The organism is Cupriavidus nantongensis (genome assembly GCF_041726985.1).
GTDB classification, from domain to species: Bacteria; Pseudomonadota; Gammaproteobacteria; order Burkholderiales; family Burkholderiaceae; genus Cupriavidus; species Cupriavidus nantongensis_A.
Map to the genome: position 1 here is coordinate 1403685 of NZ_CP168302.1, position 21865 is coordinate 1425549.

At 70.9% G+C, this 21865-nt stretch carries 23 protein-coding genes; 8 read left to right on the top strand and 15 right to left on the bottom strand.

Features of this window, described 5'->3' with window-relative positions; translation table 11 throughout:
• The first annotated feature begins 29 nt into the window (after window positions 1–29).
• Complete coding sequence (locus ACEI37_RS06065) at window positions 30–1253, top strand: glycosyltransferase (protein WP_373375881.1); 1224 nt, start codon at window positions 30–32, stop codon at window positions 1251–1253.
• A gap of 67 nt (window positions 1254–1320) precedes the next feature.
• Here the strand turns inward: ACEI37_RS06065 and ACEI37_RS06070 are convergent, their stop codons facing one another.
• The 8 genes from ACEI37_RS06070 to ACEI37_RS06105 form a co-directional block, all read right to left on the bottom strand.
• Complete coding sequence (locus tag ACEI37_RS06070) at window positions 1321–2100, bottom strand: class I SAM-dependent methyltransferase (RefSeq protein ID WP_373375882.1); 780 nt, start codon at window positions 2098–2100, stop codon at window positions 1321–1323.
• 40 nt (window positions 2101–2140) lie between these two features.
• On the bottom strand, window positions 2141–3391 hold the full coding sequence (locus ACEI37_RS06075; RefSeq protein WP_373375883.1) for a glycosyltransferase WbuB: 1251 nt from the start codon (window positions 3389–3391) through the stop codon (window positions 2141–2143).
• 23 nt (window positions 3392–3414) lie between these two features.
• Entirely contained in the window at window positions 3415–4407 is a 993-nt protein-coding gene (locus ACEI37_RS06080) for a GDP-L-fucose synthase family protein (RefSeq protein ID WP_373375884.1), read from the bottom strand.
• 28 nt (window positions 4408–4435) lie between these two features.
• Window positions 4436–5647, bottom strand: a complete 1212-nt coding sequence (gmd, locus tag ACEI37_RS06085; RefSeq protein WP_373375885.1) for a GDP-mannose 4,6-dehydratase — start codon at window positions 5645–5647, stop codon at window positions 4436–4438.
• A 107-nt stretch (window positions 5648–5754) separates the two neighbouring features.
• Window positions 5755–6708, bottom strand: coding sequence for a glycosyltransferase family 2 protein (locus ACEI37_RS06090; protein WP_373375886.1), 954 nt, complete (start codon window positions 6706–6708; stop codon window positions 5755–5757).
• A gap of 84 nt (window positions 6709–6792) precedes the next feature.
• Window positions 6793–7773, bottom strand: a complete 981-nt coding sequence (locus tag ACEI37_RS06095) for a response regulator transcription factor (RefSeq protein ID WP_373375887.1) — start codon at window positions 7771–7773, stop codon at window positions 6793–6795.
• A gap of 721 nt (window positions 7774–8494) precedes the next feature.
• Window positions 8495–8812 carry a YXWGXW repeat-containing protein gene (locus ACEI37_RS06100; RefSeq protein WP_092314860.1) on the bottom strand — a complete coding sequence of 106 codons (318 nt, stop codon included), beginning with the start codon at window positions 8810–8812 and terminating at the stop codon, window positions 8495–8497.
• Window positions 8813–8837: 25 nt separating this feature from the next.
• The gene (locus ACEI37_RS06105; RefSeq protein WP_255638404.1) at window positions 8838–8960 is read right to left on the bottom strand and encodes a hypothetical protein; all 123 of its coding nucleotides are present in this window, start codon (window positions 8958–8960) and stop codon (window positions 8838–8840) included.
• Window positions 8961–9394: 434 nt separating this feature from the next.
• On the opposite strand from ACEI37_RS06105, the gene ACEI37_RS06110 reads away from it, so the two are divergent.
• A complete protein-coding gene (locus tag ACEI37_RS06110; RefSeq protein WP_167354408.1) occupies window positions 9395–9532 on the top strand; it encodes a hypothetical protein in 138 nt (45 codons plus the stop codon).
• Window positions 9533–9569: 37 nt separating this feature from the next.
• Here the strand turns inward: ACEI37_RS06110 and ACEI37_RS06115 are convergent, their stop codons facing one another.
• Together ACEI37_RS06115 and ACEI37_RS06120 are read right to left on the bottom strand one after the other, a co-directional pair.
• Window positions 9570–10835: a cyanate transporter gene (locus ACEI37_RS06115; RefSeq protein ID WP_373375888.1), complete on the bottom strand. Its 1266-nt coding sequence runs from the start codon at window positions 10833–10835 to the stop codon at window positions 9570–9572.
• Window positions 10828–11286: a nucleoside deaminase gene (locus ACEI37_RS06120; protein WP_373375889.1), complete on the bottom strand. Its 459-nt coding sequence runs from the start codon at window positions 11284–11286 to the stop codon at window positions 10828–10830. The genes ACEI37_RS06115 and ACEI37_RS06120 overlap by 8 nt, the downstream gene beginning before the upstream one ends.
• Window positions 11287–11463: 177 nt before the next feature.
• Between ACEI37_RS06120 and ACEI37_RS06125 the strand changes: the two genes are divergently transcribed.
• Complete coding sequence (locus tag ACEI37_RS06125; RefSeq protein ID WP_373375890.1) at window positions 11464–12363, top strand: LysR family transcriptional regulator; 900 nt, start codon at window positions 11464–11466, stop codon at window positions 12361–12363.
• Here the strand turns inward: ACEI37_RS06125 and ACEI37_RS06130 are convergent.
• On the bottom strand, window positions 12342–12539 hold the full coding sequence (locus ACEI37_RS06130) for a hypothetical protein (protein ID WP_373375891.1): 198 nt from the start codon (window positions 12537–12539) through the stop codon (window positions 12342–12344). The genes ACEI37_RS06125 and ACEI37_RS06130 overlap by 22 nt on opposite strands.
• 275 nt (window positions 12540–12814) lie before the next feature.
• Here ACEI37_RS06130 and ACEI37_RS06135 point away from each other — a divergent pair, with 275 nt between their 5' ends.
• A complete protein-coding gene (locus tag ACEI37_RS06135; protein ID WP_373375892.1) occupies window positions 12815–13501 on the top strand; it encodes a phosphoribosyltransferase in 687 nt (228 codons plus the stop codon).
• 15 nt (window positions 13502–13516) lie between these two features.
• Here the strand turns inward: ACEI37_RS06135 and ACEI37_RS06140 are convergent, their stop codons facing one another.
• The 4 genes from ACEI37_RS06140 to ACEI37_RS06155 all read right to left on the bottom strand — a co-directional run bounded on the left by ACEI37_RS06140 (window position 13517) and on the right by ACEI37_RS06155 (window position 17340).
• Window positions 13517–14050: a 3-isopropylmalate dehydratase gene (locus ACEI37_RS06140; protein WP_373375893.1), complete on the bottom strand. Its 534-nt coding sequence runs from the start codon at window positions 14048–14050 to the stop codon at window positions 13517–13519.
• 48 nt (window positions 14051–14098) lie between these two features.
• Window positions 14099–15385, bottom strand: a complete 1287-nt coding sequence (locus tag ACEI37_RS06145; RefSeq protein ID WP_373375894.1) for a 3-isopropylmalate dehydratase large subunit — start codon at window positions 15383–15385, stop codon at window positions 14099–14101.
• The gene (locus ACEI37_RS06150) at window positions 15382–16431 is read right to left on the bottom strand and encodes a tripartite tricarboxylate transporter substrate binding protein (protein ID WP_373375895.1); all 1050 of its coding nucleotides are present in this window, start codon (window positions 16429–16431) and stop codon (window positions 15382–15384) included. Before ACEI37_RS06150 ends, ACEI37_RS06145 begins: the two co-directional genes overlap by 4 nt.
• Before the next feature lie 123 nt (window positions 16432–16554).
• Complete coding sequence (locus tag ACEI37_RS06155) at window positions 16555–17340, bottom strand: GntR family transcriptional regulator (RefSeq protein ID WP_373375896.1); 786 nt, start codon at window positions 17338–17340, stop codon at window positions 16555–16557.
• Between the two features lie 704 nt (window positions 17341–18044).
• Here ACEI37_RS06155 and ACEI37_RS06160 point away from each other — a divergent pair.
• The 4 genes from ACEI37_RS06160 to ACEI37_RS06175 all read left to right on the top strand — a co-directional run bounded on the left by ACEI37_RS06160 (window position 18045) and on the right by ACEI37_RS06175 (window position 21822).
• Window positions 18045–19616, top strand: a complete 1572-nt coding sequence (locus ACEI37_RS06160; RefSeq protein WP_373375897.1) for a hypothetical protein — start codon at window positions 18045–18047, stop codon at window positions 19614–19616.
• Window positions 19617–19797: 181 nt separating this feature from the next.
• Window positions 19798–20232 carry a hypothetical protein gene (locus ACEI37_RS06165; protein ID WP_373375898.1) on the top strand — a complete coding sequence of 145 codons (435 nt, stop codon included), beginning with the start codon at window positions 19798–19800 and terminating at the stop codon, window positions 20230–20232.
• Window positions 20232–20930 carry a C39 family peptidase gene (locus ACEI37_RS06170; protein ID WP_373377723.1) on the top strand — a complete coding sequence of 233 codons (699 nt, stop codon included), beginning with the start codon at window positions 20232–20234 and terminating at the stop codon, window positions 20928–20930. Before ACEI37_RS06165 ends, ACEI37_RS06170 begins: the two co-directional genes overlap by 1 nt.
• 10 nt (window positions 20931–20940) lie before the next feature.
• Entirely contained in the window at window positions 20941–21822 is an 882-nt protein-coding gene (locus tag ACEI37_RS06175) for a flagellin (RefSeq protein ID WP_373375899.1), read from the top strand.
• The last annotated feature ends 43 nt before the right edge of the window (window positions 21823–21865 follow it).

The window sequence follows — 21865 nt, forward strand, 5'->3', positions numbered from 1 at the left end:
ATCCACATCGATCCGCGAAGAAAAGCAATATGAGGCTCATCCTGTTCGGTCACCCCGTCTTTTTCGGCAGCCACAGCATGGACCGCTTCGCGGCCATGATCGTCGAGGGCATGCGCGAGCGCGGCCACGAGGCCCAGCTGTGGACCCCGCCCGCCGTGCTGGTGCGGCTGTCGACGCGCCCGGGCCTGCGCAAGTGGCTCGGCTATGTCGACCAGTACATGCTGTTCCCCGCATGGGCGTGGTGGCGGCTGCGGCGCGAGGGCGCCGGCGCGCTGGTAGTGCTGACCGACCATTCGCTGGGCATGTGGATGTGGCTGCTGCACCGGCGCCCGCACGTGATCCACTGCCATGACTTCATCGCGCAGCGCACTGCCGCCGGCGAATTTCCCGGGCGCCAGCTGTCGGCCAGCGGGCGGCTCTACCAGGCGCTGATCCTGCGCGGCATCGGGCTGGGGCGGAACTTTGTCGCGGTGTCGGAGAAGACCGCGCATGACCTGCTGCGCCTGCATCCGGGCCCGACGCCGCGCGTGCGGGTGGTGCACAACGGGCTCAACTACCCGTTCCGCCCGCTCGCACCCGATGTCGCCACGCGCATGCTGCGCGTGGCCGGCGTCGACGAGATCGAGCCTGGCATGCTGGTCCATATCGGCGGCAACCAGTGGTACAAGAACCGCGAAGGCGTGCTGGCGCTATACCAGGCCTATTGCGAGGCCGGCCATGCGGGCAGCGGCACCGGCGCCGCCGCGGCGCCGCGCCCGCTGTGGATGATCGGCCCCGAGCCGACCCCCGCCATGCGCGAGCTGGCCGCCGGCGCGGAGCGGCTGGGCGGCAAGGTGCGCTTCCTGGAGGGCATGTCCACCGCGGCCGTGCACGCCGCCTATGCGCTTGCGGCGGTGCTGCTGTTCCCGAGTCTGGAAGAGGGCTTCGGCTGGCCCGTGATCGAAGCCATGGCGTGCGGCATCCCGGTGCTGACCACGGCGCGCGCGCCGATGCAGGAGATCGGCGGCGGGCTGGCGCTGCTGATGGAGCCGATGGAACCGGACCAGGCGCAGGCCTGGGCCCGGCGCAACGTGGGCGTGCTGCTGGAGTTGCTGTCGTGGCCGCAGGCGCGGCTCGACCAGCTCTCGGCCGACTCGCTGGCGTGGGTGCGGCATTTCTCGGCGGATCGCGCGCTGGACCAGTACGAGGCCATCTACCTGGCCGCGCTGGCCCCGGCCTCGGCCTCCGCGACGGCGGAGGCCGAGGCCAGCTGAGATCAATCGAGATCAGCGAGAGACCGGCGGGGGCCGGGAGCAGGCCCGCACAACGCTGGGCGCCGGCTCAATGCAGGGTGTAGGCGACGGTCTGGATCACGCCCGCGCCTTCGCGCACCTCGCACAGCACGCGGCTGTGCACCGGCTTCAGGTTGAACGGCGGCGCGGTCAGCACCACGCCGCTCGGCACCATGCGCGCCAGCCGCGTCGAGGCCCCCAGCTGCTTCTTGGCGTTGGGCGGAAAGTCCGGCGCCAGCGGCAGGTGTTCGGTCAGCACCAGCAACTGGTAGCGGTGCAGCTTGGCCAGCACGCGCGCGATCCTGTCGTTGTCCAGGTGCTGCAGCACCTGGCGCAGGAATACCACGTCGCCGGCGGGCAGCTCGTCGCCGGCAATGTCGAGGCAGCGGAAATCCACGTCCAGATGGGCGTAGCGCGCGCGGTTGGCCGCGATCAGCGGCGCCACCACGTCGCAGGCCACATAGCGCCCGCAGGCCGGGCGGATGCGGCTGCCGATATGGAAGTCGCCGCAGCCCAGGTCGACCACGTCGGGCTTGCGCGGCAGCTCGCGCAGCAGCGCGATGACCGCCTCGGCATAGGGCTCGACGATGCGCGGATCGTGCGAGCCGGTGCCGCTGAAGAAACCCGGCTCGTCGGCCTCGCCCCACAGGCTGCTGTGGTAGACGTCGGAAAACACTTCGCCCGGCGGCTTGGCGCCGTAGCGTGCGTCATGCTGCTGCTCGCGGCGCACGTGGTAGTAGGTGCGCAGCCAGGCGGGCACCAGGGGTTTGATGGTTCGCATCAGGCGTTGCACCAGCGCGGGGTGCGTGGTCGCGGTCTCAGGACTCATGGCAGGTTCCCCTTGGGCGTTGCGTTGACCGCGGCGGCGCTCAGGCCACCGCGGAGGCGTCTTGCGCGGCAGGCGGCGATACCAGTGCCTGCAGTGCGGATTCCAGTTGCGCCAGCACCGCGTCGCGGCCGAGATGGGCTTCGGCCCAGGCGCGGCCGGCGGCGGCATGCATGGCGCGCCGCTGCGGCTGGCAGGCGAGGGTGGCAATGGCGTGCGCCAGCGCGCTGGCGTCGCCGGGCGGCACCAGCACGCCCACGCGCGCCACCAGGCGGCCCAGCTCGGTATCGGGCTGGGCGGTGGCAATGACCGCGCGCCGGCTCGCCAGCATGCCGGTGAGCTTGGACGGCATCACCAGGTCGGCGGCATCGGCGCGCTGCGGCAGCAGGTGCATGTCCGCGGCCGCCATCATGGCGTGGAACTGCGCCTGCGGCTGCAGCGGCAGGAAATGCACGCGTGCCAGGCCGGCGCAGCGTGCCTGCAGCGCGGCGCGGCCGCTGCCGTCGCCGCACAGCACCATGTGGATGCGCGGGTGGCCCTGCAGCGCCTGCGCGGCATCGGCCAGCACTTCCAGACCTTGCTTGTTGCCCATGTTGCCGGCGTACAGCGCGATCACCGCATCGGCGGGAATGCCCAGGCCGTGCCGGAACGCCAGCGCCGCGTCGGCCGGGGCCTCTTGCAGGTCGGCCCAGTTAGGCAGCAGCTGCAGGCGCGCGGGGCTGACGCCCTTGGCGCGCAGCGCGTCCGCCATCGCCTGCGAGATGGTCGAGACGCGCTGGTAGCGCGTGGTCAGCGCGCGTTCCATGCGCGTGGCCAGGCGGCGCAGCAGCGGATGGCGCAGCACGCCCAGCGCGAACGCGGCATCGACTTCCAGGTCCTGCACATGCAGCCAGGTGCGCGCGCGCGTGCAGCTGCCCAGCAGCAGCGCCGCCGGGCTGCACATCAGCGTGGGCTCGACCGCGAAGATCACGTCGGGACGCCAGCGCAGCTGCGCCGCCATGCACGGCACGCTGCTCAGCGCAAAGCTCATCAGGTGCAGGATGCGCAGCAGTCCGGACGGCCTGCGCGGCACCCACACCGGTGCGCGGTAGACCGTCACGCCGCCGTGCCGCTCGCTCGCATAGCGCCAGGCGCTGTAGCCGTCGCTGACGCGCCATGCGGGATAGTACGGCGGGGCGCAGACCACGCGCACCTCATGCCCGCGCGCGGCCAGCCATTGCGCCTGCTCGCCGGTGTACTTGCCGATGCCGGTCAGTTCGGGCGCGTAGTTCTGGCAGTAGATCAGGATCTTCATGGCCGCTCCGCGCGTGTCCGGGGTCAGGCGAACGCGGCTGCGATGCCGCCGGGCAGGGTGCCGGTGCGGCAGGCCTCTTCGTAGACGCCGCGCAGGCCGTCGCGCAGCGCAATGCGCGGGCGCCAGCCGGTGCGCATGATGGCGCTGCTGTCGAGCCGCTTGCGCGGCGTGCCGTCGGGCTTGTCGGCTTCGAAGCCGATGGTGCCGCGATAACCGGTAACCTCCGCCACCAGTGCCGCCAGCGCGCCGATCGAGACCTCGTCGTCGCTGCCGACGTTGAGAAAGCCTGCGGGCGCAGCTTCGCGGTAGGCCGGCGCGGACAGCGCCATCACATGCAGGCAGGCACGCGCCAGGTCGTCCGCGTGCAGGAATTCGCGCAAGGGCTTGCCGGTGCCCCACACCGACACGCGCGCGCTGCCGGCCAGGCGGGCGTCGTGGAAGCGGCGCACCAGTCCCGGGATCACATGGCTGTTGTCGGGGTGGTAGTTGTCGCCGGGCCCATAGAGGTTGGTCGGCATCACGCAGCGGTAATCGGTGCCGTACTGGCGGTTGTAGCTGTCGCACAGCATGATGCCGGCGATCTTGGCGATGGCGTAGGGCGCGTTGGTCGGCTCCAGCGCGCCGGTCAGCAGCGCGGCTTCGCGGATCGGCTGCGGTGCCAGCCGCGGGTAGATGCAGCTCGATCCCAGAAACAGCAGCCGCCGCACGCCGGCCTGCCAGGCGGCATGGATCACGTTGGTGGCGATGGCGAGATTCTGGTGGATGAATTCGGCCGGGTACGTGTTGTTGGCGTGGATGCCGCCGACCCGCGCCGCGGCCAGGTAGACCGCGTCGATGCGCTGGCTGGCGAAGAACCGCTGCACTTGCGTCTGGTCGCACAGGTCCAGCTCGGCGTGGGTGCGGGTGGCGATGTCGGCGCCGCCCTGCGCGCGCAATGCACGCTCGATGGCCGAGCCGACCATGCCGCGATGGCCGGCGACAAAGATGCGCGGGTGCGCTGCCAGGGCCTGGTTCATGGGATCCTCGCGGTCGCCGAGCCAGCGGCTACTCAAGATGGTTGAAGGCCTGGAAGCCCGCCAGCCTGACCAGCGCATCGCGGCGCGCCGCGGCGTAGTCGGCCTCGATCATTTCCCGGACCAGTTCGGCAAAGCCGATGCGCGGGCTCCAGCCCAGGCGCTCGCGCGCGCGGCTGGCATCGCCCAGCAGCGTTTCCACCTCGGTCGGGCGGAAGTAGCGCGGATCGACCCGCACCACGATCTCGCCCGGCTTGCACGCCGGCGCGATGGCACCGCCGCGCGCGGGCGGATCGACATGCTCGACGATGCCGACTTCGTCGACGCCGCTGCCATGGAAGGTGATGGTGATGCCGAGCTCGCGCGCCGCACGCTGCACGAATTCGCGCACGCTGTGCTGTTCGCCGCTGGCGATGACGAAGTCCTCGGCCGCGGGCTGCTGCAGCATCAGCCACTGCATCTCGACGTAGTCGCGCGCATGGCCCCAGTCGCGCAGCGCCGACAAGTTGCCCAGGTACAGCGTTTCCTGCAGTCCCAGCGCGATGCGTGCGATCGCGCGCGTGATCTTGCGGGTGACGAAGGTCTCGCCGCGCACCGGACTTTCATGGTTGAACAGGATGCCGTTGCAGGCGTACATGCCATAGGCCTCGCGGTAGTTCACCGTGATCCAGTAGGCGTAGAGCTTGGCCGCGGCATACGGGCTGCGCGGATAGAACGGCGTGGTTTCCTTCTGCGGGATCTCCTGCACCAGCCCGTAGAGTTCGGAGGTGGAGGCCTGGTAGAAGCGCGTGAGCTTTTCCATGCCCAGGATGCGGATCGCCTCAAGCAGGCGCAGCGTGCCGATGGCGTCGGTGTTGGCGGTGTACTCGGGCTCTTCGAACGAGACCTGCACGTGGCTCTGCGCGGCGAGGTTGTAGATCTCGTCCGGCTGCGACTGCTGTACCACGCGCACCAGGCTGGCGGTGTCGGTCATGTCGCCGTGGTGCAGGATCAGCCGGCGCTCCTGCGCCTGCGGATCCTGGTACAGGTGGTCGATGCGCTCGGTGTTGAACAGCGAGCTGCGCCGCTTGATGCCGTGGACTTCATAGCCCTTGCTCAGCAGCAGTTCGCACAGGTAGGAACCGTCCTGCCCGGTGATGCCGGTGATCAGCGCGCGCCGGATGCCGTTGCGCCCGCGTGGCGCGGCCCGCTCCGGTCCGGTGGCGGTGATATGACCGAGTGTGTCCAGCTCGTTTGCACCCATGGCTCTGATCCGTTAGCAAGTGGGGCGACTGTAGCGCCGCGCTGCGGCGCCGCACCGTCTGCTACCCCACACAACGGCGGCCGGCCGTGTGGGCGCTCCGCAACGGATCAGGTGCGCGGCATCGGCGTCGTGGCCTCGGCGCCGGCGCGCTCTGCAGTGCCGTCATGGCCGGGCGCAAACCGCAAGTGCTGCCACAGCAGGCGCGTGGTGGCCCAGAACGGCGCCACGCCGCGCCAGCCGCTGCGGTGCAGGTGCTGGACCAGGTTGTGCGGTAGCGCCAGCATCAGGAACAGCGCGGCCTTGTCGTGGCGGTGCTGGCTGCGCCCGTACCGGTGCAGCATCGCGACCATGCGCGCGGCATCGGCGGCCGGGCTTCCCGCACATGGCGTCGGCCGCCGGACATCGAGCTGATTGACCGCGCTGGGAATCAGCTCGATGCGGCAGCCGCAGCCATACACCGCGCGTCCGGTCAGGTCGGCGATGTCGTAGTCGGCATCGAGGCATTCGTCGAACGGCAGCCGCTCCAGCAGCGCGCGCGGAAACACCGTGCTGGACAACACCACCGCGCACAGCGGCCGCGCCCGCGCGGCACGGCGCGGCGGCCGGCGCAACGGCTGCCCGAGGAAATCCTCGCGCTGCGGACGCAGGCATTGGCCCGCGCACATCGCCGAGCCGGTCAGCACCAGCGCGTCGGCGTTGCCGCCCGCGGCGACCCGGTAGATGAAGTCGTCGGCGAGGCGCTCACTCATCTGCTGCAAAAAAGTCGGCCCCAGCGTGGCGTGGTCGTCGAGAAACAGCACATGCGTGCCGGTGGCCGCGCGCAGCAGGCGGTTGCGGCTGGCGGCGGCGCCGCGCCGGGGACCGTCCAGGCAGGGGATGTCGGGAAAGGCGTCGCGCATCAGCGCGCGCGTGGCGTCGTGGCTGCTGTCGTCACAGACGATCAGCTGGTGCGGCGGCATGGTAGAGGCCGCGATCGACTGCAGGGTCCGGCGCAGGCCGTCCGGATGGTCGCGCGTGCTGACGCACACGGAAAAGCTGGGCAAGAACGTGCTGGCTTGCATGATGACCCCTCCCGTCCGGCAAGCGCCGGGTTGGCGCCGGCCCGTCTGTGCGGGCGCGGCGCGCGGCAAAGCTTCAGGCCGGCATCAGACCGCCGGCCGGACCGCCTGGCTCGGCAGTTCGTTGCGCCTTGGCGCCGCCCCGGCGCCATTGGTTTCGCGCGTGATGCGTTCGTCGCCGCTGACCCATTCGAGCGTGGCGCCGCGCTGCAGGGCGGCGTAGACCGCCTCGCCCTTGTTGCGCACCTTGAGCCGCTGGTACAGCGTGCAGGCGTGGCTCTTCACCGTCGCCACCGAGATGTTGAGCATGCGGCTGACGGTCTTGATCGGATAGCCGCGCGCCAGCAGCACCAGCACCTCGTACTGGCGCGGCGTGATCTTCAGCATCTCAGCCTCGTCGTAGCCGGGTTCTTCCTCGGTCAGCGGCATGGCTGCGGTTGTGGGCGAGACCGCTGCCGGGGCCGCCGCGGACAGCGGCTGGCCGGGCCGCAGCTCGGTCAGGTCGCGCAGCGCCACGGTGGTGCGCATGGCGGCGCGCGGGGTGCTGGCGCAGGACGCCAGCGCCAGCTGCTCCCCCGGCGGTTGGGCCGGATGCGCGGCGCTGAGCGGCAGCGGCGCAGCCGAGGCGAGTGACTGCGTGGCGGGCATCGCCGAGCGCGATGCCGAGGGCAGGGTGCCGGTCTCGGCAGTGAAGAGCAGCCCCTGTACGCCCGACACGGCCATGCGGATGGCGGCCTCGATCACCGCCAGCGAGGCGGACTTGGGCAGACAGCCGCAGACGCCGCGCGCGCTGTCCGCGGTGGGCACATGCAGCGGCAGGGTGTCGGCAAGGATCAGGATGCGTTGCGGCGCGAACATCTGGCGGGCCTGTTCCAGCAGCCCCCAGCCGGGCGCGGGGTCGGCCGGCATGCCGAACACGAGCAGGTCCGCGTTCTGGTGCCGGGCGTCGAGCCTGGCGATATCCGCGGGCGCAATGGCTGCCACCTGGGCGGATTCCTGGATGTTCTCGAGCATCTGCAAAAGCCCGAGCCGGAGCAGCGGATGCTCCTCGATCAGCAACGCATTCATGGACTTCACTCCCCGTTTTTACCCGGGGTCGGACTGCGGGGCACTTTGCGTATGGAAGACGTGACAGGACCGCCGTCACCGCGATGGCTGGTGACTGGTAGCTGGCTCTGTGGCTGACCCCCATGCTTCCATGCCGGGCGGCTCCGTTGTTGTGGCTGGAACTTGCCCATGGCTGGAAGGATGACCCCGAAACCGAACCGGGTGCTTGTTGCTCCTAAATCAGTTGGAATTCATCTTATGGGCTGGGTGAGGGGATTGCAAGCAAGTGGGACCGGGGTGGAATGAAGGAGGGAATGAAAGGACCCTCATAATCCTTCCAAATATATCGTATTTATACCTCGCAGGTTCCGGAAACGCCGCGCTGACGCCATTCCCGGTGGTTTCACCGATGTGACATTCAGAGTTTAATTGGTTGCAATTCTGAAACAGATTCTATTATCTTTGGGCCGATATGACGCCTTTATAACCCTATTGAGGGATGTCCGGAATACACCATCAATGGCGCTGCTCCAATTATGAAACGCGCCGCGGAAATGTTTGTTGTGAAATCAATCCGGCAGATTTGCTGGCAGCTCGCGCACATGGTCTAGTGCTTCTGGATGAGGCGCGGTTACCACCATGGATGAGCGCTGCGGCGCCGCCGCCACCGGCCGCGCCGGCCTTGCCACCACCCATCGGTGGGGAGCAAGGCCTCAAGGCGGGGATGATGGCGCCGGCCGGCTCAGCGTACCCAGCGGCCCGGACGCATGACCCAGCCATGCGGGCCGCGCACCCAGCGCTCCGGCACATAGCGGTAGCCGACGCGCTGCGGCTGCCAGTAGCCGCCGCGCCAGGCGTAGCGTCCGCCGCGCGCTTCCCAGTGGCCCGGCACCCAGACCTGGCCGCGGCGCGCTGCCGGGTGCGGCTCGTAGCGCGGCGGCGGGGGCGGGTGGCCGTAGCCGCGGGCGACCGGCGCCTGGTGGGCTTCGGCAGGGGCGGTCAGTCCGAAGGCGCCGCCCGTGGCAAGGACGGCTGCAGCAAGCAGGAGTTGACGTTTCATGGGGGGCTCCTTTGGGGTGGCGGAATCAGTAGTGGTGATGGTGGTGGTGGCGCGGCGGCGGGCCGCCGCGCGGGGGCACCACGATGCAGGCGGAAAGCAGTGCGGCGGTGGTAGACAGCAGCACCACCAGCGAGAGGGCTCGCTTCATCTTGGCTCCTGGCGGGATCGCGTTGGACACGGCTTGAATGTAGCGGCCGGCTGGCGCGCTGCGCGCTTGCACTTGTAAGCCTGTCTCACATGCAGCGGCGGCACGGGGGCGCGCCTGTCGCACCTGCATGCCCCGCCGGAAACCCTTGCCCGATAAGGCTTCGCGGGCATCGCGGCGGCCCGCGCGGACGCCATGCGACCGGAACCGGGAAGGTAATGTGACGTTACATGGGAAATAAATCTCGCAAGACGGGCGGGCTTGGTGCCGCCGCTAGCGTGGCCTGTCCCGTCCGGCAGGCACGCAGAAACGGGTACGCAGGGACAGGTACGCAGGGACAGGTACGCAGGGGCGGGCCGGGCGTCGGCATGGGACGCTACCGGGGCGCGATGGGCTATACCAATGAGAAGTGACCACGTATGCGGGAAGGAGGCGCCATGCCGGTCATGCTTATCGTGCTTGCCCTGCAATGGCTGCAGGGGCTGTCGCCGCCCGCCGCGGCATTGTTCGCGCTGCCGCAAGCCCCGGCGCCGGCGGATGCCACGGCCATGGTGGAGGCCGCGCCGGCCCGCTGACGCGGGAGCTGGCGCCGTCAGCGCGGCCGGGTCGGCTTCACCCCGCCTGCCGCGCGCAGCCGGCGGGCGCAGGCAACGCAAAGGACGCGCCGTAGCGCGAAGGGTCGAGCCGCATGGTTAGCACGCCGACCACCGCCGCGCACGCCAGGTGGTACCACCAGCCCGCGGCGAAGCTGCCGGTGCGCGCCTGCAGCATGGCGGTGATCCACGGCGCCAGCGACGCCAGCAGGAAGCCGCCGCCCTGCATCACCGCGCTCAGCGCGCCGGCACTGTCGGCGTCGGGCAGGTGGTCCAGCGCCACCACCAGGTACAGCGCAAAGCAGCCGCCCAGGCCGGCACCGCCGATCACGGCCCAGGCGTGCGGCGCGACGTCCGGCCACAACGCCAGCCCGGCGAAGCCGGCGACCTGCAGCGCCAGCGCCAGTGCCATCCAGGCGCGCCGGTCCAGGCTGCGCGCCGCCAGTGTCGGCAGCAGCAGCGCCGCGGCGGCCTGCGCCACCGCCATCAGCGCCACCAGCGAGCCGCTGGCCGGCGCGCTCCAGCCGTGGCTCTGGTAGAACGGCGCCAGCCACGCCACCAGCGAGGCATAGCCGCCGTTCATCACGCCGAAGCTGATCATCAGCAGCCAGGTGCGCGGGCGCCGCAGCAGCGTGCGGGTCTTGCCGGCGCTGGCCGGGCGGCCAGACGGCGCCGCCGGGGCCGATGCCGGCTGGCGGGCGGGGCCGCGCGGCAGCGCCACCCACGCCAGTGCCAGCGCCGCCAGCGCGGGCACGGCCCATAGCGCCAGCGCCCCGCGCCAGCTGCCGGCCAGCTCGGTCACATAGGGCGACAGCTGCGCGCCCAGCGCGCCGCCGCCCATCAGTGCCGCCGAATACAAGCCCATTACCGGCGCCACGCGCGACGGGAACTCCTGCTTGACCAGTCCCGGACACGCCGCCTGCACCACCGCCACGCCCAGCCCGCACAGCGCCGCCGAGGCGATCAGCCAGGTCCCGCCGGCCACGCCCAGCCGCAGCGCGCAGCCGGCGCCCAGCAAGGCCAGCGCGCCCAGCACCGCGGTGCGCGCACCCAGCCGTGCGCGGATGGCCGGGCCGAAGAAGGCCCCCACTCCCATCAGCAGCATCGGCAGCAGCGTCAGCCACGCCATGCCCTGGTAGCTCAGGCCGGTGCCGCCGCGGATGGCTGGCGCCAGCGGCCCGACCGCGGTCAGGAACGGCCGCAGGTTCAGGCCGATGCCGGCCACCGCCGCCAGCACCAGCCAGCGCGGCGGCCGGGGCCGCACCGGACGCGTGCCTTCAGCCACGGCGCGGGCGCATGCCGTAGAGCTGCGCGGCGGAGAGGTCGACCGGCACCCGCGTCAGGGGCAGCGGCGGCGGGTCGAGCGGCAGGCGCAGCGCCTGGTAGGCGGCCTCGCTCGACATGCCGTAGGGCGCGGCATCCTGGTTGTCGAAGGCGTAGTAGACCGCCTGCACCCCGGCCATGGTCATCGCCGCCAGGCACATCGGGCACGGATGGCCGCTGGCATAGACCACGCTGCCGCGCAGGTCGGGCCGGCCAAGCTTGCGCGCGGCGGCGCGCACTGCCTCCATCTCGGCATGGGTGGTGGGATCGCGGCTGTGGACAATGTCATTGACGCCGGTGGCGACGGTTTCGCCGTCGAGCACCAGCACGGCGCCGAACGGGCGGGCGCCGCGGTCACGGTTGGCCACCGCGAGTCGCACCGCCTCGCGCATGAATTCCTGGTGAGTGGTCATGGTTGGCAGAAAAAGTGGGTACATGCTCGCGTGCAACGCGGCATGGTGACTAGAGTGGGGCCGATGGCGCCCGGACGGAGGCCGGGGCATCGTGGCGAAACTCTACGCGGGCGCTTGGTAATTGGGAAATTAAATGATGAAATCGCCGGCAGTGGAAAAACCAATGGATACACCGCCATGCAGGACCCCCGCCTCGACCCCGTGCTGCTGCAGAGCTTTGTCGCCGTCGCCGAGAGCGGCAGCTTTACCCGTGCCGCGCAGCGCGTGCACCTGACCCAGTCCACCGTCAGCCAGCAGGTGCGGCGGCTGGAGGAGCAGCTGGGCTGCGTGCTGCTGGACCGCGGCGGGCGCTATGTCACCACCACGCCGGAAGGCGAGCGCCTGCTGGGCTATGCGCGCCGGCTGCAGCAATTGATGGCGGAGGCGGTCGGGCAACTGCGCCAGAGCGCCGGCCAGGGCGAGATCCGGCTGGGCGTGCCCGAGGACTTTGCCGCGCGGCCGCTGACGCCGGTGCTGGCCGGGTTTGCCGATGACTGGCCGGGCATGCGGCTGGAGGTGACCAGCGGCATGAGCCACGAGCTATGGCAGCGCTTCCAGGACCGCGAGCTGGACCTGGTGCTGGTCAAGCAGCGCACCGGCCAGGCGCAGGGTCTCGCCAGCTGGCCCGAGCCGCTGTGCTGGATCGACAGCCGCAGCCGTCCGGCGGTGGCACGCGACCCGGTGCCGCTGGTGGCGTTCCCGGTGGGCGGCCTGTACCGCGGAGAGATGACGCACGCGCTCGACGCCGGCGGCCGGCGCTGGCGCGTGGCCTTTGTCAGCGCCAGCCTGGCCAGCATCCTGGCGGCGGTGGCCGACGGCCTGGGCGTGACGCTGCTGCCGCGGCGGCTTGCCACGGCGCATCACACCGTGCTGGAGCACGGCTGGCCCGCCGCGGTGCCGGATGTCGAACTGAGCCTGCACGCGCAGCCGGACCTGCCGGCCGCGGCGCGCGACATGGCGGCGCGGCTGGCCGCGCTGTGCGAGACGGTGATGGCGGCGGGCGCGCCGCTCCGGCTTCAGCCGAAGAACTCGTTGTAGTAGCGGCTGCAGGTGCCGGCCGGGCGGAAGGTGTAGGGCAGCTCGGCCATCGCGGCGGCTTCGAGCGAACCGAACGGAATATCGGGGGCGGTGAGCAGGGAGACGTCTGCCGTGGTGGTGGTGGCGTTGTTTTGAGTCTGCGCCGTCGCGGCGCGGGCGGGGGAGGGCGTGGTCATGTCAGGGCTCATTGCGATCGGGCCGGGCGGGCACGATGGCCTGCCCGGCAATGTCGGTCCGGCGTTGTCAGCGCCAGCGGCCATCGTAATGCTGCACTGCGGCGAAGTCAGCCACCCCGGCCTCAACACACTGTTGCACCAGCGAGCCTAATGGCGGCTGGGCGCGCGGGCTTGCCTGCGCATGTGCCGCCCGAGCGGCCGTCGCGGCCAGCGCCAGGGTCTATATTTGGCGAAGGGACCGCTGCGCTGGCTGTCCCCCTCCCATGGAAACCGCCATGTCCCTGCCCCCGTGCTTTGCCGACCGCCGCGAGGCGGGCCAATACCTCGGCCGCCACCTGGCCGGGCTGGGCTTTGGCGCCGCGCAGCTGGGCCAGCCGCCGCTGGTGCTGGCGTTGCCGCGCGGCGGCGTGCCGGTGGCGTTCGAGGTGGCGCGCGCGCTGGACGGGCAGCTGGACGTGCTGCTGGTGCGCAAGATCGGCGCGCTGGGCTACCCGGAACTGGCGTTGGGCGCGGTGGTGGAGGGCGATGCCGGCGGCGGCGGACCACATACGGTGGTCAATGACGACCCCTGGGCACGGCGCGCCGTCGGCAGCGGCAGCTTCGATGCGGAGCGCGGGCGCCAGCTCGACGAGATCGCCCGGCGGCAACAGCGCTATCGCGGCGGCAAGCCGGTGCCGGCCCGTGCCGGGCGCGTGGTGATCGTGGTCGATGATGGCGTGGCCACCGGCGCCACCATGCGCGCCGCGCTCGAAGGCGTGCGCATGGCCGGCGCGGCGCGCGTGATCGCGGCCGTCCCGGTGGGCTCGCAGGACGGGCTGGCGAGCCTGGCCGCGGCCGCCGACGAGGTGATCTGCCTGAACACGCCGCCCAGCTTCGGCGCAGTGGGCGCGTTCTACCTCGATTTCAGCCAGACCAGCGACGAAGAGGCGCTGGCGCTGCTGCGCACCCCGCCCGCGGCCTGAGCGGCTGCGCTGGCTTCAGTCCTGGCGGGCGCGTTCGCGCGCCAGGCGCGCCTTCAGGTGCGGCACCAGCCCGCCCGCGGCCAGGATCGCGCGCAGGAACGCCGGAATCGGCTCGCACGCCGCCACGCTGCCGTCGTCCATCCGCAACTGCGCGGTATCCAGGTCCAGCACGGCGTGCGCGCCGTCGACCAGCCGGCTGGTGTCGGCGCAGACCAGCACCGGCAGGCCCAGGTTGATGGCGTTGCGATAGAACAGCCCGCCGAACGATTGCGCCACCACCGCGCCCACGCCGAGCTCGCGCAGCGCCTGCGGCGCCTGCTCGCGCGAGGAGCCGATGCCGAAGTTCGCGCCCGCCACCAGCACGTCGCCGGGACGCACGCTGCCGGGAAACTCGGGGCGAACCGAGGCCAGGCAATGCCGGGCCAGCACCGGCAGCGGCGCTTTCATCAGCACGGCGGGGGCCATGGCATCGGTGTCGATGTTGTCGCCGAAGCGCCAGAGGCGGCCGGCAGGGGCAGGAGCAGGGGCGGGGGCGGAGGCAGAAGTCATGCGGTAAGTCTGTCCCGCCGGCGGCGGGCACGAGGTGGGGGCCGCGCGTTACTCCAGCAGCGTGCGCGGATCGGTGATGCGGCCGGTGACGGCGCTGGCGGCTACGGTCATCGGCGAGCCGAGCCACACCGCGCTGCCGGCGTCGCCCATGCGGCCCGAGAAATTGCGCGCGGTCGAGGCAATCGCGCGGCTGCCGGCCGGGAAGCGCGCCGCGCCATAGCCCGCGCACGCGCCGCAGGCATTGGGCAGCAGCATCGCGCCGGCCTCGGCGAGGATGCCGAGCGTGCCTTCCTGCTCGGCCTGCAGCTGGTCGCGGCGCGAGGCCGGCGCTACCTGCAGCGTCACGCCGGCGGCGACGCGGCGCCCGCGCAGCACGCGCGCGGCCATGCGCAGGTCTTCCAGCTTGGCGCCGGTGCAGGCGCCCAGGTAGGCGATCTGCACCGGCTCGCCGGCAGCCTGGTCGACCGGCGCGCTGTTGGCGGGCGAGTGCGGGGCGGCCACCTGCGGCGCCAGCGCGGCGGCGTCGAAGCGGTGGGTGGCCAGTACCGGCGCGCCGGCATCGCTGCGCCAATGGTCCAGCTCGATGGCGGCCAGCGTCTGTGCCGGCACGCCGGCCTGCGCCAGCCAGTCCAGCGTGACCGCGTCGGGTGCCACCAGCCCGGTCTGCGCGCCGAGCTCGGTGCTCATGTTGGTGAGGGTCATGCGCTCCTGCATCGGCAGCGCGGCAACGGCGCTGCCGGTGTATTCGAGCGCCTGGTAGCGCCCGCCGCCCATGCCCAGCGTGGCGCACAGGAACAGCATCATGTCCTTGGCGCACACTCCGGGCGCGAGCCGCCCGTCCCATTGCAGCCGGATGGTGTCCGGCACCCGCAGCCAGATCTCGCCGGTGGCGAGCACGCCGGCCATCTCGGTCGCGCCCACGCCGAACATGTACGCGCCGAAGGCGCCCCCCGTGGGGCTGTGGCTGTCGCCGCCGACGATCAGGCGGCCCGGCAGCACATGGCCGCGCTCGGGCAGCACCACGTGGCAGATGCCTTCGGCGTCGATGAAGTGGGCGCCGGCCTGGCGCGTCCAGTCGCGCGTGAAGCGGAGGATCGATTCGGCCTCGGCGTCACCGCCGGGCACGAAATGGTCGGTCACCACCACATAGCGCGACGGGTCCCAGACGCCGGTGCCAAGCTCCTGCAGCAGCGGCGCCACGCGGCGCGGGCCGCTGGAGTCGTGCGACATCGCCAGGTCGACCTGGCAGATCACCACGGTGCCGGGCTCGGCATGGGCCAGCCCGGCGGCGCGCGCCACCAGCTTCTGCGCGAGCGTGGCGGGGACGGTGCTCATTCCGGCGACGCTCCCGAGTACTTGACCACGCCGGCCCAGCGTTTGACGTCCTGCTTCACGAACGCGGCGAAGGCCTCGGGCGGCGTGCCCATCGGCTGCGCGCCGTCGTTCTCCAGGCGCTTGCGCACGGCGGGAGATTCCAGCCCCTTGCGCGCGGCCTGATACAGCGCCTGGGTGGTCTCGTTTGGCATGCCGGCCGGGCCGAACAGCCCGAACCATGCGCTCGACTCGAAGCCCTTGACGGTATTGCCGATCGGCGCCGCGCCCGGGAACTGCGGCAGCGGCGCCGGGCTGGTCACGCCCAGCACCTTGAGCTTGCCCGCGCGCACGTGCGGCAGCACGTTGATGGTGCTGGCGAACATCAGGTCGCACTGGCCCGCCAGCACGTCGGTCAGCGCCGGCGAGGTGCCCTTGTACGGAATGTTGACGATGTAGGTGCCGGTCATCATCTTGAACATGTCGCCGGCCATGTGCAGCGACGAGCCGACCGAGCCGATGGCGAAGTTCAGCTTGCCCGGCTCCGAACGTGCCAGGCGGATCAGTTCGGGCACGTTGTTGGCCGCCAGCCGGGGCGTGGCCACCAGCACGCTGGGCACGGTGGCGACCAGCGTGATCGGCGTGAAGTCCTGCACCGGGTCGAACGGCAGCTTCTTGTACAGCGTGGCGTTGATGGTATGGCTGGTGAAGCTCATCAGCAGCGTGCTGCCGTCGGGCGCGCTCTTGGCGACCAGGTCCGCGGCGATATTGCCGCCGGCGCCAGGGCGGTTCTCGACCACCACCGGCTGGCCCAGCTCCTGCGACATTTCCTGGGCGATGGTGCGCGCCAGCGTGTCGGTCGTGCCGCCGGCCGGTGCGCCCACCAGGATCCGGATCGGCTTGCCGCCGGCAAGCTGCGCCTGCTGCTGGCCTTGTGCCTGCGCGGCCGCCGACAGCGGCAGGGCCAGTGCGCAGGCGGCCAGCGTGCCGAGCGTGGCAAGGCGCCGCATGGTGGCGCGGCGCGTAATCGAAGACTGACGGGTCAGGCTGGACGAACGGAACTCAGGCATGGCGGCGGCTCCTCGCTTGATGTGATCAGGGATGCGCAGTATGGCGCGGAACGGGGTCCGGCGCACCCCGGCAACGCAAGTGCGGGGCAACTCCCGTGGCGTCAGTCGCGCGTCAGTCGTGAATCAATCGCGCAAGCCCGGCCGGGTTTCGCTTTCGACCCAGACGTTGGCGCTGTCGACGCCGGCCGGCGACAGTTCCATCCGGTATTCGTAGCGGTCCGGGCGGTACTGGCCCAGCAGCAGCTGCACCGGGCGGCCGGACTGGTCCTTGACCACGCGGCGCACCGCCAGCAGCGCGCCGCCGACCGGCACGTCCAGCAGCGGCGCCACCACCACGTCGGCCAGCCGTGCCGACAGCACCTGGCTGGCACGGCCAAGCTTGACGCCGCCCGCTTCCAGCAGGCGCAGCACCGGGGTCTCTTCCAGCGCCTCGCGCGTGATCGGCCGGCCCAGCGCCGCGGGCAGGTAGACCGTGATGTGCGACAGCGGGCGGTTGCGGTAGTGGCGCACGCGCACGATCTTGACCACCGGGTCGCCCGGCTCGATCTTCAGCGAGTCGGCGACATCGGGCGTGGCATGCACCTCATCGATCGAGATCACCTTGACCGAGGTCTTCTGGCCCATGTCGATGATGTTGTCGAGCAGGCTGGTGCCGCGCTCTTCGCCGGCGGCCCCGGCCGGGCGCACCGGATGCGGGTTGACGAAGGTGCCGAGCCCGCGGTGGCGGCGCACCAGCCCCTCCTGCACCAGCCGGTCGAACACGCGCCGCATGGTCACGCGCGACGCGTGGAACTGCTTGGCGAGGTCAATCTCCCCGGGCAAGGGACCCTGGCCGAAGCGGCCTTCGACGATCTGCTGGCGCAGCACCACGTAAATCTGGTGATACAGGGGAACGACGGCTTCACTCATGGTTTCCCTTGTGGAGAGATGACAAGTCTGTAATGCCTCTAATGTACTTTAAATCAGACATAGGGCCTAGCGAGGATAACCGCTGAGGGGTTTTCGCGACAAGGGCCTGGCGCGGGTGCGACGGTGCGCCGCGCTGCATCAAGGCCCGGTGACGCATTGTGCCGGATTCGCCCCGTTGCGACGCCGGCGCGCCGGCCTGCGGGCGATGCCGCCGGCGTGGCTCGCGTGTCCGCTTGCCTATGACGCCAGCGTCGCGTCAAGCCGGCAATGTGGGGCGGCCCACATGGGCGGCGGCGGCGGCACCCCCGGCCCCATGTTTCACCGCCGATACGCGCCCGAAGCATCAGGGCAAATCCCGAGCGACCGCTGCAAGCCCTTGAAAACAAAGGCTTTCCTGACGAACCCCAAAGGGCCCGAAAAACCCGATGGGACCCCTCTGTCACAGCAATGTGACATGTCCCCGGCCGCACATCGGCGCGGGCTGATGTTGATCCGGCAAAACATCGGCCAACACCCCTGCCGCGACGTCAGGTGGCCCTTGTAATACAAGGACTTGCCGCCCGGGGTGACGAAGCTGGCACCGATTATGCGCAGGGCAGGCTGGTTTGGCAGCAAGCCTGACCGGAACCTCCGGCCGCGCTCGTCGATGAGTGCCGGCCAGGAGCTGAGCCGCTGTGACTGTGAAATCCTCCTGGGAGCATCGTATGAACAAGACAATTCTGGCGTCGGCGATTGCCCTCGCCTTTGCTGGTTCGGCGTGGGGTAACCCGACCAATACCAACACGGATGGCTGGAACCATCAGACCGCCACCGCCAATTCAACCCAAAGCGGCGCCGGGTCCCTGGCCAATGAGAACTCGACGTCCAACCAGGACAACTCCGATCACAGCACCAGCACCCGCACCAGCACCCGCAACACCACGGTCGACGTTGCGGTCGACAAGTCGACCAATGACTCCAACAACCGCACCAACTCCAACAACAAGAGCAAGACCAACTCCGACAACCGCACCCGCCTGACGCTGGACCAGGGCGGGCTGGGCAATGCCGCCGCCAACGCGGGCAATGCCTCGTCGAGCATCGCCAATTCCTTCAACACCAGCAAGGCGATCGCGGTCAGCAAGCTCAACGGGCAGGTCACCGGCAATACGGTCGCCAACATCGGCAACGTGGCCAAGAACTTCGGTAATGCCAATGGCGGCACCGGCTTCGGCGGCAAGGGCGGCACCGGCGGCAACGGCGGTACCGGCGCCGGCGGCGTGGGCGGCAACGGTGCTGCCGGCGCGGTCGGTGCGGTGGGCGCCAAGGCCTTTGCCTACAACGGCGGTGCGCGCGCCGGCGATGCCACCACGGGCAGGGCCGTGGGCGGTGACGGTGGCGATGGTGGCGCCGCGATCGGCTGGGGCGGCGATGGCGGCAGTGCCTATGGCAAGGGCGGCAGCGCGCTCAGCGCCGCGGGCAGCCAGGGTGGCAGCGGCGGTGATGCCTACGGCAAGGGCGGCGGCGCTCTGAGCGCCTCGCTTGGCGCAGGCGGCCGTGGCGGCGGCGCTGGCGCGATCGGCGGCGGCGGCCTTGGTGCCAGCGGTGCGCTCGGCGGGCTGGCCGGTTCGGCCGGCGGCGCGGGCGGCAGCGGCGGCGATGCCAATGGCCGCGGCGCGGACGCAGGCGGTGCCGGCGGCGCTGGTGGCGGGTCCGGCGCGGCCGGTACCAACACGGCGGGCGCGGGCACTGGCACGGGCGGCGGCGCGGGTGCCACCGGCGGTGCGGGCGGTGCGGGCAGCTCCGGCGCGGTCGCGACCGGCGGCGCCGGCAGCGGCACTGGCGGCGCGGGCGGCTCGAGCGGCGCGGGCTCGACCGCGACGGCAGGCAACGGCACGGCCACCGGCGGTGCCGGCGGCGCGCAGAGCAGCACCGGCGGTGCCGGCGGCGCAGGCGCGGCAGCGACCTCGGGCGCGGCCACGACCATGGCCTCGAACGGCAGCGCCACCGCCGGTGACGGCGGCGACGGCGGCAATGGCGGCAACGGCGGCAGCGGCGGCGCGGCCACTGGCGGTACCGGTGGCATGGGTGGCGTGGGCAACGGCGGCGCCGGCGGTACCGGCGGCAACGGCGGCTACAACCTGGTCGACGCAGGCACCTTCAACATGTCCAACACCATGACCAGCGTTGGTCAGACGGCGGCGGGCATCATGATGGCCAGCCAGAACAGCGGCGTCGCCTCGCTGGTGCAGCAAAGCGTGAACGTGCAGGCCAACCTCAACGTGGGCGGCAGGTAAGACGCGCAACGCGGCCGGAGCCCGGGTTTGCCCCGGGGCCGGCCGGCGGTTTCGCAGTCATGCCGGCAGGACCGGCGCCCGCATCCTGTGTGCGGGCGCCCGGGCCCTGTCATGCCCACGCAAGCCAAGTTGCCATGCAGCCGACTGGAGAGAGTCGGCGCACCGGCAAGGGGGGAACACCATGCAACCGGTCCGCTTCGCCGTCGGCGCCTGTGCCGCGGCATTACTCGCCTGGCCAGCATTGCCGGCCCACGCTGAGCCGCCAGGGCTGGAGGCCGCCATGGCCGCGGCGCGCGCGGACGCTGCCGCCGCCACCGCGGTAGCCGCAGCCGATACCGCACCGGCACCAACGCCGGCCGCGCTGTTTGCCGGCGCGACCAAGGCCGTGCCCGTGTCGCGGCTGGAGGATGTCCGCGGCGGTGCGGAAGTCACCGTCAACGATATGCGCCTGCACGGCACCGTGGCCGACAACGCCGCGGTCAATACCTTGTCAGGCACCAACCACATCACGGAAGGCGCGTTCTCGAATGCGGCGGGGATTCCCACCGCGATCCAGAACTCGGGATCGAACGTGCTGATCCAGAACGCCACCATCGTCAACGTCCAGTTCAAATGATGAAGCCGCTGCGAATCCTGCTGGCGTGCGTGCCGTGGCTGCTGGCCTCGGCGCACGTGCCCGGCGCGCACGCCGCCGACGTCGCGATGTACGGCCCGGTCGGCGAACCCTACAGCGTCAGGGTCACCAGCATCCGCGAGGCGCGCTTCAAGTCCACCATCCGCCAGCAGTTCGACTTCAGCTGCGGCTCGGCCGCGGTGGCCACGCTGCTGACGTACCAGTACGGCCATCCGATCAACGAGGCCACCGTGTTCAAGAACATGTACCTCAACGGCGACCAGCAGAAGATCCGCGCCGAGGGGTTCTCGCTGCTGGACATGAAGCGCTTCCTGGCGGCGCTGGGCTATGAGGCGGATGGCTTCGAGCTGCCGCTGTCGAAGCTGGAAGAAACGCAGGTGCCGGCGATCGTGCTGATCGTCGAGAACGGCTACCACCATTTCGTGGTGGTCAAGGGCGTGAAGGGCAACCGCGTGCTGGTCGGCGATCCGGCGCGCGGCACGCGCGCCATGTCGCGCGAACAGTTCGAGCGCATCTGGGACAGCCAGCTGCTGTTCGTGATCCACAACCGCACCGACCGCGCGCGCTTCAATGTCGCCGCGGACTGGCGCGTCGCGCCCAGCGGTCCTTACTGGATGGGCGTCAACCGGGACAACCTGTTCTTCACGGTCATGCCCCGCCATGGCGCCGGAGATTTTTGAGGAACGCATCATGTTGCAGACTTCCTTGCCGCCCCCGGCCGTGCCACGCAGCGCCGCCTCGGCGGCCGCGGCGATGGTGCTGGGCGCCGGCCTGGCGTACGCCGGCGCGGCACAGGCCGGCATGCCGCCGCAGCCCGGCGCAACCGATGCCGCGGCGCCGCCGGCGCAGGCAGCCATGGCCGCGCGCGAACGCGGCGACTACCCCGTGGCTGCCGCGCGCGGCAGCATGGCCGGCTGGAAACCGGTGGCCCATGAAAAGCTCGACGACATGCGCGGCGGCTTCGAGATGCCCGGGCTGCAGGTTTCGTTCGGTATCGAACGCGCGGTGTACATCAACGGCGACCTGGTGGTCGCTACCAGCATTAACATCCCAGACGTCAGCCGCATCACTGCCGACCAGGCCGCGCGGCTCGCCGCGACGCTGGGGCCTGCCATTGTGGCCAGCACCAATGCCGCGGTGGCCAACGCGCTGGCGGGCAATCCGGTCACGGCCGACGCCGCCGCGGCGACGCATGCCAATGGCACCGGCACGGCGGCATCGGCTGCGGCTGGTGCGGAGGCGGGCGGTACGGCGGCAGCGGCCAATGCTGGTGCCTCTGCCGCGGGTGCCGCAGGTGCGGCGGGCCCGCCGGCGACAGCAGTCAGTACCGCCACCGGCCAGGTCGTGACCAACGGGCTGCTGAACGTGATCCAGAACGGCCCGGGCAATGCCGCATCAGTGGGGGCACTGGCGGGTACGCCGGTGACCGTGATCCAGAACACGCTGAACAACCAGAGCATCCGGAGCCTGATGACAATCGACGCAAGCGTCAATACGCTGCAGGCCTTCCGGTCGCAACTGGCCAACACGGCGCTGAACAATGCGCTGCTGCGGGCCGCGAGCATGAGATAGCCGTTAGCGAGGTAGCAGGCAGTACAGGTCGCAGGCTCCTGCA

Coding starts and splice junctions, on each gene's coding strand:
- ACEI37_RS06140 (WP_373375893.1), bottom strand. CDS start 14,050: ATGACTTCTGCCTCCGCCCCCGCCCCTGCTCCTGCCCCTGCCGGCCGC.
- ACEI37_RS06090 (WP_373375886.1), bottom strand. CDS start 6,708: ATGCAAGCCAGCACGTTCTTGCCCAGCTTTTCCGTGTGCGTCAGCACG.
- ACEI37_RS06125 (WP_373375890.1), top strand. CDS start 11,464: ATGCAGGACCCCCGCCTCGACCCCGTGCTGCTGCAGAGCTTTGTCGCC.
- ACEI37_RS06080 (WP_373375884.1), bottom strand. CDS start 4,407: ATGAACCAGGCCCTGGCAGCGCACCCGCGCATCTTTGTCGCCGGCCAT.
- ACEI37_RS06145 (WP_373375894.1), bottom strand. CDS start 15,385: ATGAGCACCGTCCCCGCCACGCTCGCGCAGAAGCTGGTGGCGCGCGCC.
- ACEI37_RS06175 (WP_373375899.1), top strand. CDS start 20,941: ATGTTGCAGACTTCCTTGCCGCCCCCGGCCGTGCCACGCAGCGCCGCC.
- ACEI37_RS06160 (WP_373375897.1), top strand. CDS start 18,045: ATGAACAAGACAATTCTGGCGTCGGCGATTGCCCTCGCCTTTGCTGGT.
- ACEI37_RS06135 (WP_373375892.1), top strand. CDS start 12,815: ATGTCCCTGCCCCCGTGCTTTGCCGACCGCCGCGAGGCGGGCCAATAC.
- ACEI37_RS06095 (WP_373375887.1), bottom strand. CDS start 7,773: ATGAATGCGTTGCTGATCGAGGAGCATCCGCTGCTCCGGCTCGGGCTT.
- ACEI37_RS06120 (WP_373375889.1), bottom strand. CDS start 11,286: ATGACCACTCACCAGGAATTCATGCGCGAGGCGGTGCGACTCGCGGTG.
- gmd (WP_373375885.1), bottom strand. CDS start 5,647: ATGGGTGCAAACGAGCTGGACACACTCGGTCATATCACCGCCACCGGA.
- ACEI37_RS06070 (WP_373375882.1), bottom strand. CDS start 2,100: ATGAGTCCTGAGACCGCGACCACGCACCCCGCGCTGGTGCAACGCCTG.
- ACEI37_RS06110 (WP_167354408.1), top strand. CDS start 9,395: ATGCCGGTCATGCTTATCGTGCTTGCCCTGCAATGGCTGCAGGGGCTG.
- ACEI37_RS06155 (WP_373375896.1), bottom strand. CDS start 17,340: ATGAGTGAAGCCGTCGTTCCCCTGTATCACCAGATTTACGTGGTGCTG.
- ACEI37_RS06100 (WP_092314860.1), bottom strand. CDS start 8,812: ATGAAACGTCAACTCCTGCTTGCTGCAGCCGTCCTTGCCACGGGCGGC.
- ACEI37_RS06150 (WP_373375895.1), bottom strand. CDS start 16,431: ATGCCTGAGTTCCGTTCGTCCAGCCTGACCCGTCAGTCTTCGATTACG.
- ACEI37_RS06130 (WP_373375891.1), bottom strand. CDS start 12,539: ATGACCACGCCCTCCCCCGCCCGCGCCGCGACGGCGCAGACTCAAAAC.
- ACEI37_RS06165 (WP_373375898.1), top strand. CDS start 19,798: ATGCAACCGGTCCGCTTCGCCGTCGGCGCCTGTGCCGCGGCATTACTC.
- ACEI37_RS06105 (WP_255638404.1), bottom strand. CDS start 8,960: ATGAAGCGAGCCCTCTCGCTGGTGGTGCTGCTGTCTACCACCGCCGCA.
- ACEI37_RS06065 (WP_373375881.1), top strand. CDS start 30: ATGAGGCTCATCCTGTTCGGTCACCCCGTCTTTTTCGGCAGCCACAGC.
- ACEI37_RS06170 (WP_373377723.1), top strand. CDS start 20,232: ATGAAGCCGCTGCGAATCCTGCTGGCGTGCGTGCCGTGGCTGCTGGCC.
- ACEI37_RS06075 (WP_373375883.1), bottom strand. CDS start 3,391: ATGAAGATCCTGATCTACTGCCAGAACTACGCGCCCGAACTGACCGGC.